Raw genomic sequence first — 13552 nt, forward strand, 5'->3', positions numbered from 1 at the left:
ATCGCGGCACGGCGCCCGGGCGGTGGGCGCCGTGCCGTGACGGCGTACGGCGTGGGGGGTGGTGAGGGGGGTGACGGGCGTCAGCTCAGGACGGCGAGCGCGTCGATCTCGATGAGGAGTCCGGCCGGGAGGCCGACGTAGACGGTCGTACGGGCGGCCGGGGCCTCCTTGAGGCCCTGCTCCTCGAAGTACGCGTTGTAGATCTCGTTCATCTCGGCGAAGTGGCCGGTGTCGGTGAGGTAGACGCGCATCATCATGACGTCGTCCCAGCTCGCGCCGCCCTGCTCCAGGATCGCCTTGACGTTGGCGAAGGTCTGGAGGGTCTGCTCGCGCAGGGTGGGACCGGCGGGGGTGGGCGCCTGGCCGGCGACGGCCGGCAGGAAGCCCACCTGTCCGGCCACCTGGAGGATGTTGCCCTTGCGCACGCCGTGGGAGAACTTGGCGGGCGGGGCGGTGTGGGTGGGCGGAGTGATGGCGGTCTTCTTGTCGTTGCTCATGCGCTCGCTGCTTCCTTGGGGGGTGTGTTGCCCGAGTACTCCCTGCTGATGGCGTCGGCGGTGCGGCGCAGCAGCGGCAGGAGGGTGAGGAGTTCCTCGGCGGTGACGACGACGTTCGGCGCGGACACCGACATGGCGGCGACGACCCGGCCGTCCGCACCGCGGATGGGAGCCCCGATGCAGTTGATGGACTCCTCGTGGCCGCCGAGGTCGGTGGCCCAGCCCTGTTCGCGTACGAGCGCCAGTTCCTTGAGGAACGCGGCGGCGTTCGGCGTCGAACGGGACGTGTACGTGGGGTAGTCGAGCTTCTCCGCGATGGCGCGGCGCTCGGCTTCGGGGAGGTCGGCGAGCAGCAGTTTCGCCACGGCGGCGACGGTGATCGCGACGGGCTTGCCGATGCGCGAGTACATGCGGACGGGGTAGCGGCTCTCGACCTTGTCGATGTAGAGGACCTCGACCTCGGTCTCCTCGTACACGGCGAGGTGGACGGTGTGCCCGCACTCGTTGTTGAGCGCGGCGAGGTGGGGGTGTGCGATCTCGCGTACGTCGAGGTTCTCGACGGCCTCCTGGGCGAGCGCGAAGAGGCGGGCCCCGAGGCGGTAGCGCTGGTCCTGCTGCCGGTAGACGAGGCCGTGCTCGTGGAGGGTGCGCAGGAGGCGCAGGGCGGTGGACTTGTGAACGCCGAGGCGTTCGGCGACCTGGCCGAGGTCGGCGGGTCCCTCGGCGAGGAGCGGCAGGATGCTCAGTGCGCGGTCGACGGTCTGGCTCATGGGGTACGTACCTCCTGGTCGGCGGCGCCCTGTGCTGTCGCTGGTTCTGCCGGCTCGGTCGCTTCGGTCGCTCCGGTGGCTCCGGCCGCTCCGGCCGCTTCGGTCGCGTCGGTCTCTTCGGTCCAGCCGGGGCCGAGACGAAGTCTCCCCCAGGCTTCGGCGCCGAGGGCGGCGAGGCGGTCGGCGCGGGCGCGGGACGGCGGCGTGCCGAGGTCGCCCGGGACGGTGAGGGCGGCGGCCGCCATGAGGTGGCCGTGCCGGAGCCGGTCGCGTACGGGCAGACCGCGCAGGGTCGCGGAGAGGAACCCGGCGGCGAAGGCGTCTCCGGCCCCGACGGGGGCGACGACATCGACGCGGAGAGCGGGGACGGTGGTGACCGTGTCGGGCGCGCTGTCGCCGCCTGCCGCGGTACGGGTGAAGACCGTCGCGCCCGCCGAGCCCCGCTTGACGACCAGGACCTCCGGCTCCGGCAGCGTCCGGCGGATCGCGGCGGCGCCCCGGACGCCCCAGGCCGTCTCCGCCTCGTCCTCGCCGACGAAGACGAGGTCCGCGCCGCGCGCGAGGCCGAGCAGGGCCCGGGGGCCGTCGGCGTCGCGCCACAGGTGCGCGCGGTGGTTGACGTCGAAGGAGACGAGGGGGCGGCCGGGGCGGCGGGCGGTCAGCGTACGCATCAGGGCCAGGCAGTCGGCGGACAGTGCGGCCGTGATCCCGGACAGGTGCAGTACGCGGCCCGCCGCCAGCTCGTCGAGCGGCATGTTCCGCGGTGACATCGCGGAGGCGGCCGATCCGGTGCGGTAGTAGACGACTTCGAAGCCGTCGGCGTCGCGGTCGTTCGCCGTGCGGAAGTAGACGCCGGTGGGGCGGTCGGGGTCGCGTTGGACGGCGGAGGTGTCCACGCCGTACGCGGCCACGGCCTCGACGAGGTGGTCCCCGAAGCCGTCGGCACCCACCCGGCCCACCCACCGCGCGCGGTGCCCGGCAGCGGCGAGGGCGCAGGCGACGTTGGACTCGGCGCCGCCGATGCCGCGGCCGAAGGAGGGTACGTCGGCGAGGCGGCCGGGACGGGAGGGAAGGAACGTCACCATGGACTCGCCGAGGCAGACCACCTCCACTGCTGCTGCTTCGTCCGCGTGCGCGGTCACGATCGGGCTCCTCACCGCTGACTCACCACTGACACACCATTGACCCTGCGTCGGCTCGGATGTTAGACAGCGTCCAGCGATATGCGCAATGGTCGTTGCACATGCTGCAACACGACGTATCAGGAGGCTCCCATGGCCGTAGGCAACCCGGTCGGCCGACTCGCCGACGAGCGTGTGGACCACCGCTTCAAGGCGCTCCCGCCGGACGCCGAGGGGCTGACGGTCGGGGAACTCGCCGCCGAGCGCCGCAACCTCTTCACGGACGGCTTCACCACCCCCGTGCTCGCGCTCTCCGCCGAGTCGGTGGAGCACAACCTCGCCCTCCTGGAGACGTACGCCGAGCGGCACGGCCTCGCGTTCGCGCCGCACGGCAAGACCTCGATGGCGCCGCAGCTCTTCGAGCGCCAACTGGAGCACGGGGCGTGGGGCATCACCGCCGCCGTCCCGCACCAGGCGCGCGTGTACCGGGCGTACGGCATCCGGCGGATCTTCCTCGCCAACGAGGTCGTCGACGCGCCGGCGCTGCGCTGGCTGGCCGCCGAACTGGACGCCGACCCCGACTTCCGGTGCATCTGTTACGTCGACTCCGTACGCGGTGTGCAGCTGATGGACGAGGCGCTGCGGGCCGCCTCGGCCTCGCGCCCGCTGGACGTGGTCGTCGAACTCGGCGCCGGTGAGGGGGCCCGTACCGGCGCCCGGACGCCGGCCGACTGCGCGGCGGTCGCCGACGCGGTGGCGGCCACCGCGACCCTGCGTCTGGTGGGTGTGGCCGGGTACGAGGGCGAGGTCCCGCAGGCGGACGGCGACAAGGTCCGCGCGTGGCTGCGCGAACTGGTCGCGCTGGCGACGGACTTCGACAAGGCGGGCCGGTTCGACGGCGGTTCGGACGTGGTGGTCAGCGCGGGTGGCAGCGCGTGGTTCGACACGGTGGCCGAGGTGTTCGCGGAGATCCCCGAGCTCTCGCTCCCGGTGCTCAAGCTGCTCAGGTCGGGGGCGTACGTCTCGCACGACGACAACCACTACAGCCGGCTCACCCCCTTCAACCGGGTTCCCGAGGAGGGCGCGCTCCGGCCCGCGTTCCGCCTCTGGGCGCAGGTCGTCTCCCGGCCCACCCCGGAGCAGGCGTTCGTCAACGCCGGCAAGCGCGACGCGGCGTACGACCTGCACCTGCCGGAGGCGCTGGCGGTACGGGACGCCCGTACGGGCGAGGTGCGCCCGGCGACCGGGATCACGGTCACCGGGCTGTCCGACCAGCACGGCTGGCTGCGTACGGACCCGGAGGCGGAGCTGGAGGTGGGCGACTGGGTGGGTCTGGGGCTGTCCCACCCCTGCACGTCCTTCGACAAGTGGCAGCTGATCCCGCTGGTCGAGGCGGACGGCACGGTCACGGACTACATCCGCACGTTCTTCTAGCCCCGGAAGGGGCGGGGCCCGACACCGACCCAGCAGCCACGCAGAGAGGCAAGCGACAGCCATGGACCTCGTCATCCGTGACGTACGCGTCATAGACGGCACCGGCGGTGCCTCCTACCGCGCCGACGTCGGCCTGCACAGTGGGCGCATCGCCGAGATCCGCCGGGAGGGCGACGGCGGCCCGCGCCCCACCGGCCGCCGGACGCTGCACGCGCACGGCCTCGCCCTCTCCCCCGGCTTCATCGACATGCACGCCCACAGCGACCTCGCGCTCCTGCGCGACCCCGACCACAGCGCCAAGGCCGCCCAGGGCGTGACCCTGGAAGTCCTGGGCCAGGACGGGCTGTCGTACGCGCCGGTCGACGACCGCACCCTCACCGAGGTCCGCAGGGCGATCACCGGGTGGAACGGCGGCGCGCCGGGGGACACGACCGTCGACTTCGACTGGCGGACCGTCGGTGAGTACCTCGACCGCCTCGACCGCCAGGGCATCGCCGTCAACGCCGCGTACCTCGTCCCGCAGGGCACCGTCCGCATGTACGCGGCCGGCTGGGACGACCGCCCGGCGACCCCCGCCGAACTCACCCGCATGAAGCAGCTCGTCGCCGAGGGCATGGAGCAGGGCGCCGTCGGCATGTCGTCGGGCCTGACCTATACCCCCGGCATGTACGCCGACGACGCCGAACTCACCGAGCTCTGCCGCGTGGTGGCGGGCTACGGCGGTTACTACTGCCCGCACCACCGCTCGTACGGTGCCGGAGCCCTCGCGGCGTACGAGGAGATGGTGACCCTCACCCGCAACGCCGGCTGCGCGCTCCACCTCGCCCACGCCACCATGAACTTCGGCGTCAACCGGGGCAAGGCGCCCGATCTCCTCGCCCTCCTCGACAAGGCGCTCGACGACGGCGCGGACATCTCCCTCGACACGTACCCCTACACACCCGGCTGCACGACGCTCGTCGCGATGCTGCCGAGCTGGGCGGGCGAGGGCGGCCCGGAGGCGACCCTCGCCCGCCTGAGGGACGACGAGAGTGCCGAGAGGATCCGGCACCACATGGAGGTCGTCGGTGCGGACGGCTGCCACGGCGTTCCCATCGAGTGGGACACGATCGAGATCTCGGGCGTCGGCGACCCCGGTCTGGCGGACTGCGTGGGCAGGACGATCGCCGAGTCCGCCGCACAGCGCGGCGAGGCCCCCTGGGCCACGGCGCGCCGCCTGCTGATCGACGACGGCCTGGGGTCGACGATCCTTCAGCACGTCGGACACGAGGAGAACGTCCGCGCGATCATGCGCCACCGCGTCCACACCGGTGGCAGCGACGGCATCCTCCAGGGCGACAAGCCGCATCCGCGCGCGTACGGCACCTTCCCCCACTACCTGGGTCACTACGCCCGCGACCTGGGAGTCCTCTCGCTGGAGGAGTGCGTCGCGCACCTCACCTCGCGTCCGGCGGCGCGGCTGCGGCTGCCCGACCGGGGGCTCGTACGGGAGGGTTACCGCGCGGACCTCGTCCTCTTCGACCCCGGCACGGTCGCGGCGGGCTCCACGTTCGAGGCCCCGCGCACCCTGCCGGTGGGCATCCCGCACGTCCTGATCGACGGCCGGTTCGTGATCGAGGACGGCAGGCGGACGGACGTCCTCGCGGGCCGGTCGGTCCGCCGTACGGCCTGACCCGCACGTCGGCCGGCGCGTCGCGGCCGGAGCCGTGACCCGCACGCACGCGGTGAGCGGCCCCGCCGGGAGAGAAGGCGGGACCGGCTACCCCGACGTGGAGGCGGTCTTCTGCGTCCTGGCCGGCGGCAGGTCCGCCGGGGCGGAGGGGCGACGCGCGGAGGGGATCACCGACCGTTCCGTACTCCCGGCCGCCACGGCTGCGCGGCGCTGACGGTCCTCGCCGCGCAGCAGCACCGCGCCCAGCACGCACACGGCGCCCGCCATGGCGAAGCCGTACCCCGGGGTGCTGCCGTTGGGGTGGGTCTCGTAGACCAGCGCGGCGGACAGCACCGCGAGGACGCGGCCGAGCCTGCCGTTCCACGCGGTGGCGGAGATCGCCGCCATGCCCCACAGGAGGTACCACGGCTGCACCATCGGCGAGAGGACGACCAGCGCCAGCAGAGCCGCACCGAGGCCGTGGACCGGGTGCAGCGGCGCGTGCGGACGTGCGTGCGGGGGCCGGCCGCCCCGCCAGGGCCGCACGGTGCGGAAGGTCGCCAGGGCCGCGTAACCGATCACGGCGAGCGCCAGGACCAGGCCGGCCAACTGGAACGCCCGTTTGACGGGCTGCGGGTCCCAGCCGAACAGCAGCCGCGTCAGTTCGCCGACCCCCAGGCCGATGTCGCTGGAGAGGGAGAGGGCCGTGTGGATCGACCCGGCCACGCTCTGCGTCCGCAGCCACCCGAAGCCCGTACCGCTGAGCAGCGTGGTGACCACCGCGACCGCCCCGGCCACCAGAGCGGGAACGGCGAACGCCTTGACGACGCGCCACGCGAGCGGCCCGGAGGTCCGGCGTACGACGATCGCGCCGATGAAGAGGAGAGCGACGGCGGCCGGTGACTTGACCATCATCGCCAGCGCGACGACCGCGCTGCCGAGGACCCAGCGGCCGCGCAGCGCGCACACCACGCCCGCCAGCATGATGCCGATCATCAGGCCGTCGTTGTGCATGCCGCCGACGACGTGGACCAGCAGCAGCGGGTTGAGGGCTCCCAGCCACAGCGCGCCGGTCTCGCTCGCGCCGCACGCGCGGGCGATGCGCAGGGTCGACCAGACGATGAGGGCGAGTGCCGCGAGGGCGACGATCCGCATGCCGAGCACGGCCGGGACGATCCGGCCGTCCGTGGCGAGCACGACCCACTTGGCCAGGACGAGGAAGACGGGACCGTACGGGGCCGGGGTGTCGGTCCAGTGCGCGCCGCTGCTGGCGGCGGCGTCGGCGCCCAGCTCGTCCGGGCCGAGGACCGAGGGGCCGGACGTGTAGACGTCGTGGCCTTCGACGACCATCGCCCCTTGGGCTATGTAGCTGTAGACGTCGGCGCTGTGGAGCGGCGGGGCCAGTACGAGCGGCGCCGCCCACCAGACGAGCGTCACCAGCGTTCCGCGCACCCCGCCCGCCGCACCCCGGGCGACCAGTCGCCCGTACCGCCACCAGGACACGACCAGGAGCGTCAGGCCGAGGTACGCCAGGACGGCGGCGGCGACCGTCGTCACGGAACCGTGGGGGACCCATATCCCCCACGGGTCGCGCGCCGGCAGCCGGCCGGCGGCCGTGCCGCCCACGGCTGCCGCGAGCGATCCGACGGCTCCCAGCCGGCGGTACCCGACAGCACTCAGCGTCCCCATGACCGTTCAACTTATCCGAGCCGTCCGGCCGGCCGGGCGCCGCACCGGACCGCCACGGGCGCCTACGGCTTGGGGAGGGCGCAGCCGGGGCGGGACAGGTCGAGCTTGCTGCCGGCGCCGATGCAGGCGACGAAGCCGTACGTCTGCTGGCCGTAGTTGATGCCCCTGCGCACGGTCACGTTGCCGCTCTCGTCGACCTCGCACGGGTTGTTGTCCGTGCAGCGCGCGCCGTCTTCGTTACCCGTGTTGTTCACGGCGACGACCTTTCCGGTGGCCGTGTCGATGACGGGCGAGCCCGAGGTACCGCCGATGGTCTTGCACGCGGAGGTGTAGCGGACTGAGTCCTTCCAGGTCCACGCACCCTCCTTCAGCCGGTACGCGAAGCCGTCGACGGCGCAGCTGTAGATCCGCTTCCAGTAGCCGGAGACGACCTTGATGGCCGTGCCCTGCACGGGGCGCGTCGCGCTCAGCTCCAGGGCGTCGATGCCGTAGCCGCTCTTGATCTGGGCGTAGGTACTGGTGAGCTGGTAGAGCGAGGCGTCGGTGTCGGTCATCGTCGCGTACGCGATCTTGCTCGCCCGGAGGGTCGCCACCTTGGTGCCGGCCGAGTTGAGCAGGCCGAAGGTACGGGAGGACGGCTTGTCGACCAGGACCTGGCCCGGAGCCGGGAAGCCGCTCTCCAGGCAGTGGCCGTTGGACAGGACGAGCGCCGGGTCCGCGGGCTGCGAGCCGGGCGTACGGACGACGGAGCCGGAACAGTTGCTGAGCGCCACCGTTCCGGCGAAGTCGACGGCCCTGACGGCCGGCCGGGCCTGCTGAACCGTCTGCGCGGCGGCCGGCGCCGCTCCCGCGCCGAGGAGCAGCAGGGCTAAGAGCGTGCCGACGAGAGGCTTCTTCATGTGGGGGGTCCCCTCTTGAACGACCTGGATGTCCGGGGCGCACACGCCCCGGACTTGTCATGTGCATTCTTAGTGGATTCCACATGCTGGACAAGACCGCGATCAGGGCGGGTTCGGGACAATCGCCGGACCGGTTTCCGGACCCGTCAGGGCCGCCTCAAGACCCCACCGGGGCGGCATCCGGACCGCACCGGAACAGCATCCGAACCGCTTCGGGCCGCTTCAGGGCCGCATCCGGGCCGCTTCACGACTGCTTCAGCACCGCCCGTGACGCCGTACGCCCGTGCAGCGCGACCATTGCGGTCACCGCCGCCGCCAGCAGCGCAACGGCGAGCAGCGCCGGTACGAGGACGACCACCGCGCCCGCCACGAGGCAGAGCGCACCACCGGTGATCAGGGTGACCGGCCTCGGCCCGCCGATGCGCACCACGATGGCCGCCGCCCCCAGCAGGAACACGCCGACGCCGCCGGTCAGGGCCCAGGCCGCGATGCCGTGCAGGGGCTCGGAGAGGGCGTAGTGCCCGGCGTCGGCGACCTGGTGCAGGGCCTTCTTCATCCCGAGCGCGGCGAGCACCACTCCGGCCACGAGCGGCAGGTGCAGGAAGGTGTAGACGTCGCGGCCCAGGCGCGTGCGGTCGTCGCCCTCCAGCGGCGCCAGCCGGTGTTCCGCGGCCTCGCTGAACTGCCGGAAGTACAGCCGCCACAGCCCGGTGACGACCAGCAGGCCGGCGACCGCGGCGGCCAGGACCGCGGCGGTGACGGGGTAACCGGACACCCCCACGCCGATCGCGACGATCGACTCCCCCAGGGCGATGATCACGATGAGCCCGTGGCGCTCGGCGGAGTGTCCCGGTGAGGCGATGCGCCAGCCCGAGGCCCCGGTGACGAAGATGCCGACGTAATCGATGACGACCGCACCCAGCCACACCAGCACCTGCGCGACGCCGGTGAGGGCGCTGCCGATCAGCAGCAGTACGAGCGGCGGACCCACCGACAGCAGGGCCGTCCGGCGCAGCGTGGCGTGCAGGGCCCGGTCGTCCGGATGGGCGATCCGGTACGAGACCAGGTGCAGGAGCCGGACCGCGCCGTAGCAGAGTACGAACACCAAAGGGGCGTCCAGGCCGCCGGGCCGGTCGGAGAAGACCTCCGGAACGGTGAGCAGGACGACCATCATCACGGCCATCACGGCGACGAGCACGGCGAACAGCGCCCCCGAGTCGGCGCGCACCACATTGCCCAGCCAGGCGAAACAGCACCAGCACCACCACAGGAGCGCGAGCACCACCAGCCCGCCGAGTATGCGCAGCGGGGTCGTGTCGTCGGCCATCAGTGCGGTGACCTGCGTGATCGCGTACACGAACACCAGGTCGAAGAACAGTTCGGCAGGCGTCACCCTGTGCCCGTCCTGCGCGGCGATCATCCGGGAACGTTCACTGCCTGTGGCCACGCGCTCTCCTCAAGAGTCCGGATCAACTACGTTGGCCACGGCTGCCGTTCGGGCGAAAAACCGACCGTGGACCGGGCGCAATCCTTATCCGCCGACCGGCCGCCGGTCCAGCGTTTCCGCCCCGGACGCACAGCCGGCTCGCGGCACCCCACCCGGCGCCCGGCCACCCCCCTGGCACCCTTTCGCGACCCCGGCGGCCACCCGCGTGGCCAAAAACACGAAGCGGGTCCCGTTATGCACCCGTAAGGTGGCCAGCATGCAGGTGATCCAGTCGACGAAGCTCGCAAACGTCTGTTACGAAATCCGCGGCCCCGTGCTCGAGGAGGCGATGCGGCTCGAAGCGGCGGGTCACCGCATCCTCAAGCTCAACACCGGCAACCCGGCGGCGTTCGGTTTCGAGTGCCCGCCCGAGATCCTGGAGGACATCCTCCGCAATCTCGCGGGCGCGCACGGTTACGGCGACGCGAAGGGCCTGCTGGCGGCGCGCCGCGCGGTCATGCAGCACTACCAGACCAAGGGCATCGAGCTCGACGTCGAGGACATCTACCTCGGCAACGGCGTCTCCGAGCTGATCCAGATGTCGATGCAGGCGCTGCTGGACGACGGCGACGAGGTGCTCGTCCCCGCGCCGGACTACCCGCTGTGGACCGCGTCCGTCTCCCTCGCCGGCGGCACGGCGGTGCACTACCGCTGCGACGAGCAGGCCGACTGGATGCCGGACCTCGCCGACATCGAGCGCAAGATCACGGACCGCACCAAGGCCATCGTCGTCATCAACCCGAACAATCCGACGGGTGCGGTGTACGACGACGAGATGCTGCGCGGGCTCACCGAGATCGCCCGCCGTCACAATCTGATCGTCTGCTCCGACGAGATCTACGACCGGATCCTGTACGACGGCGCCACGCACACCCCGACCGCCGCCATCGCGCCCGACCTGCTCACGCTCACCTTCAACGGCCTGTCGAAGAACTACCGTGTCGCCGGCTACCGCAGCGGCTGGCTCGCGGTCTGTGGTCCGAAGGCGCACGCCTCGTCGTACATCGAGGGGCTCACGATCCTCGCCAACATGCGGCTGTGCGCCAACATGCCGTCGCAGCACGCGGTGGCCACGGCGCTCGGCGGCCGGCAGTCGATCGAGGACCTGGTGCTGCCGGGTGGCCGGATCCTGGAGCAGCGGAACGCGGCGTACGAGCTGCTCACGCAGATCCCGGGCATCACCTGCGTGAAGCCCAAGGGCGCGCTGTACCTCTTCCCGCGCCTCGACCCCAAGGTCTACAAGATCAAGGACGACCGGGAGATGGTCCTCGACCTGCTGCGGGCCGAGAAGATCATGGTCGTGCAGGGTACTGGCTTCAACTGGCCCGAGCCCGATCACTTCCGCATCGTGACGCTCCCGGCGGTGGAGGAGCTGACGGACGCCGTGACACGTATCGGCACTTTCCTGGACGGATACGGACAGACATAGGCGGGCTTGGGCGGGTGGGCAAGCACCCTCCGGGCGTGCGCCCACCCACCGCACCTCGGCGCGACTCGACTCAACTTTAGACAGAATCTAATGTAGGCTGGTCTCCTGACCCTGGCAGGAGGCCATCCCATGTACGAGCCGATCCGCAACAAGTCGGTCCATCGCATGGCCGCCGACCGGGCCGACTTCCCGCACCGTTCGCGCGAGGAGGAGCTGGACATCCAGCTCGCCGGACACCTGGCGGCGCTCCTAGCGGTCACCGACGAACTGGGTCTCGGCGCGGCGGCCGACCGTATCGCCACCCAGGTCGCCCGGCTGCGCGGCGCCCCGCCGGCCAGGCACGCCGGCCTCACGCACGCGGCTCCGATCGCGCTGCACCGCCGGGCCCACGAGCTCGCGGGCCGCGCGCTGGTCGTCGCCGCCTCGCGCGCCGACACCGCCGCCGCGATCCTGGCCGCCGAGCGCATGGACGCCCACGCGGCCGCGCTCGAAGAGCTCCGCCTCGTCGGAGCCCACTGACGGCCCCGGCCCGCGTGCCTTCGCGGCGCACGGGCCGGGTGCCATTGATTTCGCGTCCACGCAGCCACGCAACCGCGCAGCCACATGGATCGCACGGGCCGCACGGCCACGAAGAACAGCCCCCGAAGCCGTGAGGGGGCTTCGGGGGCTGTGCCGCGGCGGGCCGCATGACCCCACAGGTCAGGGCGGATGTCAGGAAGGCCCGGCCGCGGAGCTCGGTGGGGACGTGGGTCAGCCCAGGCGCTCGACCAGCGCGCGGTACTCCTCCCACAGCTCCTTCGGAGCGTGGTCGCCGAAGGTGTTGAGGTGGTCCGGGATCAGGGCCGCCTCCTCGCGCCAGACCTCCTTGTCGACCGTCAGCAGGAAGTCCAGCTCCTCCTCGGAGAGGTCCAGGCCGTCGGTGTCCAGGGAGCCCTTCGCCGGCAGGATGCCGATGGGGGTCTCGACGCCCTGCGCCTTGCCCTCCAGGCGCTCGACGATCCACTTGAGCACGCGGCTGTTCTCACCGAAGCCCGGCCACACGAACTTGCCCGCGTCGTTCTTGCGGAACCAGTTGACGTAGTAGATCTTCGGCAGCTTGGACTGGTCCTTGTCGGCGCCGACCTTGACCCAGTGACCCATGTAGTCGCCCATGTTGTAGCCGCAGAACGGCAGCATGGCGAACGGGTCGCGGCGCAGCTCGCCGACCTTGCCCTCGGCGGCGGCGGTCTTCTCGGAGGCGACGTTCGCACCGAGGAAGACACCGTGCTGCCAGTTGAAGGACTCGGTCACCAGCGGCACGGCGGTCGCGCGGCGGCCACCGAAGAGGATCGCCGAGATCGGCACACCCTTGGGGTCCTCCCACTCGGGCGCGATGATCGGGCACTGGCCGGCCGGAACGGTGAAGCGTGCGTTGGGGTGGGCGGCGGGGGTGCCGGACTCGGGGGTCCAGTCGTTGCCCTTCCAGTCCGTTAGGTGCGCGGGCGCCTCCTCGGTCATGCCCTCCCACCACACGTCGCCGTCGTCGGTGAGCGCGACGTTCGTGAAGACGGAGTTGCCCCACATGGTCTTCATGGCGTTGGCGTTGGTGTGCTCACCGGTGCCGGGCGCGACGCCGAAGAAACCGGCCTCGGGGTTGATCGCGTACAGCTGGCCGTCCTCGCCGAACCGCATCCAGGCGATGTCGTCACCGATGGTCTCGACGGTCCAGCCGGAGATCGTGGGCTCCAGCATGGCGAGGTTCGTCTTGCCGCAGGCGGACGGGAAGGCGGCGGCGACGTACTTCGGCTCACCCTTCGGCGGAGTGAGCTTGAGGATCAGCATGTGCTCGGCCAGCCAGCCCTCGTCGCGCGCCATGACGGACGCGATGCGCAGGGCGTAGCACTTCTTGCCGAGCAGGGCGTTGCCGCCGTAGCCCGAGCCGTAGGACCAGATCTCGCGGTCCTCGGGGAAGTGGGAGATGTACTTCGTGGAGTTGCACGGCCACGGCACGTCGGCCTGACCCTCGGCGAGCGGTGCGCCGAGGGTGTGGACGGCCTTGACGAAGAAGCCGTCGGTGCCGAGCTCGTCGAGGACGTCCTGGCCCATCCGGGTCATCGTGCGCATCGAGACGGCGACGTACGCCGAGTCGGTGATCTCGACGCCGATGGCGGAGAGCGGCGAGCCGACCGGGCCCATGCAGAACGGCACCACGTACATCGTGCGGCCGCGCATCGAGCCGCGGAAGACGCCCTTCTCGCCGGCGAAGATCTCCCGCATCTCGGCGGGGGCCTTCCAGTGGTTGGTCGGGCCCGCGTCCTCCTCCTTCTCGGAGCAGATGAACGTGCGGTCCTCGACGCGGGCGACGTCGCTCGGGTCGGAGGCGGCGTAGTAGGAGTTCGGGCGCTTGACCGGGTCCAGCTTCTTGAACGTGCCCTTGGCCACGAGTTCCTCGGCGAGCCGCTCGTACTCGGCCTCCGAGCCGTCGCACCAGACGACCTGGTCCGGCTCGGTGAGGGCTGCGATCTCGTCGACCCAGGAGATCAGCTCCTGGTGGTTCGTCGGAAGGGTGGTGGGAGCCGCGTTCTCGCGCGCCACGG

General features: G+C 71.6%; 11 protein-coding genes. 4 read left to right on the forward strand and 7 right to left on the reverse strand.

Annotated elements, in window-relative coordinates; translation table 11 throughout:
* Positions 1-80: 80 nt before the first annotated feature.
* The 3 genes from AS594_RS12975 to AS594_RS12985 are packed head-to-tail and all read right to left on the reverse strand — an operon-like array spanning position 81 to position 2352.
* Positions 81-497 carry a RidA family protein gene (locus AS594_RS12975; protein WP_069935103.1) on the reverse strand — a complete coding sequence of 139 codons (417 nt, stop codon included), beginning with the start codon at positions 495-497 and terminating at the stop codon, positions 81-83.
* The gene (locus AS594_RS12980; protein ID WP_069927192.1) at positions 494-1267 is read right to left on the reverse strand and encodes an IclR family transcriptional regulator; all 774 of its coding nucleotides are present in this window, start codon (positions 1265-1267) and stop codon (positions 494-496) included. The genes AS594_RS12975 and AS594_RS12980 overlap by 4 nt, the downstream gene beginning before the upstream one ends.
* Entirely contained in the window at positions 1264-2352 is a 1089-nt protein-coding gene (locus AS594_RS12985; RefSeq protein WP_240509252.1) for a sugar kinase, read from the reverse strand. Before AS594_RS12985 ends, AS594_RS12980 begins: the two co-directional genes overlap by 4 nt.
* A gap of 189 nt (positions 2353-2541) precedes the next feature.
* On the opposite strand from AS594_RS12985, the gene AS594_RS12990 reads away from it, so the two are divergent.
* Positions 2542-3822, forward strand: a complete 1281-nt coding sequence (locus AS594_RS12990; protein WP_069932943.1) for an amino acid deaminase — start codon at positions 2542-2544, stop codon at positions 3820-3822.
* A gap of 61 nt (positions 3823-3883) precedes the next feature.
* Complete coding sequence (locus AS594_RS12995) at positions 3884-5494, forward strand: N-acyl-D-amino-acid deacylase family protein (RefSeq protein WP_069932942.1); 1611 nt, start codon at positions 3884-3886, stop codon at positions 5492-5494.
* 87 nt (positions 5495-5581) lie between these two features.
* Here AS594_RS12995 and mptB read toward each other — a convergent pair whose 3' ends face one another.
* The 3 genes from mptB to AS594_RS13010 form a co-directional block, all read right to left on the reverse strand.
* Positions 5582-7162, reverse strand: coding sequence for a polyprenol phosphomannose-dependent alpha 1,6 mannosyltransferase MptB (gene mptB, locus AS594_RS13000; RefSeq protein WP_069932941.1), 1581 nt, complete (start codon positions 7160-7162; stop codon positions 5582-5584).
* Positions 7163-7224: 62 nt separating this feature from the next.
* Positions 7225-8061 (reverse strand): S1 family peptidase, encoded by an 837-nt coding sequence (locus AS594_RS13005; RefSeq protein ID WP_069932940.1) that lies wholly within the window; start codon positions 8059-8061, stop codon positions 7225-7227.
* Between the two features lie 244 nt (positions 8062-8305).
* Positions 8306-9508 carry a low temperature requirement protein A gene (locus AS594_RS13010; protein WP_240508998.1) on the reverse strand — a complete coding sequence of 401 codons (1203 nt, stop codon included), beginning with the start codon at positions 9506-9508 and terminating at the stop codon, positions 8306-8308.
* Between the two features lie 256 nt (positions 9509-9764).
* Here AS594_RS13010 and AS594_RS13015 point away from each other — a divergent pair, with 256 nt between their 5' ends.
* Entirely contained in the window at positions 9765-10976 is a 1212-nt protein-coding gene (locus tag AS594_RS13015; protein ID WP_069927198.1) for a pyridoxal phosphate-dependent aminotransferase, read from the forward strand.
* Between the two features lie 129 nt (positions 10977-11105).
* Positions 11106-11495, forward strand: a complete 390-nt coding sequence (locus tag AS594_RS13020) for an SCO4983 family protein (RefSeq protein WP_069932938.1) — start codon at positions 11106-11108, stop codon at positions 11493-11495.
* A 231-nt stretch (positions 11496-11726) separates the two neighbouring features.
* On the opposite strand, the gene AS594_RS13025 is transcribed toward AS594_RS13020, so the two are convergent.
* Entirely contained in the window at positions 11727-13550 is a 1824-nt protein-coding gene (locus AS594_RS13025) for a phosphoenolpyruvate carboxykinase (GTP) (protein WP_069927200.1), read from the reverse strand.
* Between the last annotated feature and the right edge of the window lie 2 nt (positions 13551-13552).

This window comes from Streptomyces agglomeratus (genome assembly GCF_001746415.1).
Classification (GTDB): Bacteria; Actinomycetota; Actinomycetes; order Streptomycetales; family Streptomycetaceae; genus Streptomyces; species Streptomyces agglomeratus.

Excerpts from the sequence above, each read along its gene's own strand:
- AS594_RS12975 (WP_069935103.1), bottom strand. The coding sequence starts at position 497 with ATGAGCAACGACAAGAAGACCGCCATCACTCCGCCCACCCACACCGCC.
- AS594_RS12980 (WP_069927192.1), bottom strand. The coding sequence starts at position 1,267 with ATGAGCCAGACCGTCGACCGCGCACTGAGCATCCTGCCGCTCCTCGCC.
- AS594_RS12985 (WP_240509252.1), bottom strand. The coding sequence starts at position 2,352 with ATGGTGACGTTCCTTCCCTCCCGTCCCGGCCGCCTCGCCGACGTACCC.
- AS594_RS12990 (WP_069932943.1), top strand. The coding sequence starts at position 2,542 with ATGGCCGTAGGCAACCCGGTCGGCCGACTCGCCGACGAGCGTGTGGAC.
- AS594_RS12995 (WP_069932942.1), top strand. The coding sequence starts at position 3,884 with ATGGACCTCGTCATCCGTGACGTACGCGTCATAGACGGCACCGGCGGT.
- mptB (WP_069932941.1), bottom strand. The coding sequence starts at position 7,162 with ATGGGGACGCTGAGTGCTGTCGGGTACCGCCGGCTGGGAGCCGTCGGA.
- AS594_RS13005 (WP_069932940.1), bottom strand. The coding sequence starts at position 8,061 with ATGAAGAAGCCTCTCGTCGGCACGCTCTTAGCCCTGCTGCTCCTCGGC.
- AS594_RS13015 (WP_069927198.1), top strand. The coding sequence starts at position 9,765 with ATGCAGGTGATCCAGTCGACGAAGCTCGCAAACGTCTGTTACGAAATC.
- AS594_RS13020 (WP_069932938.1), top strand. The coding sequence starts at position 11,106 with ATGTACGAGCCGATCCGCAACAAGTCGGTCCATCGCATGGCCGCCGAC.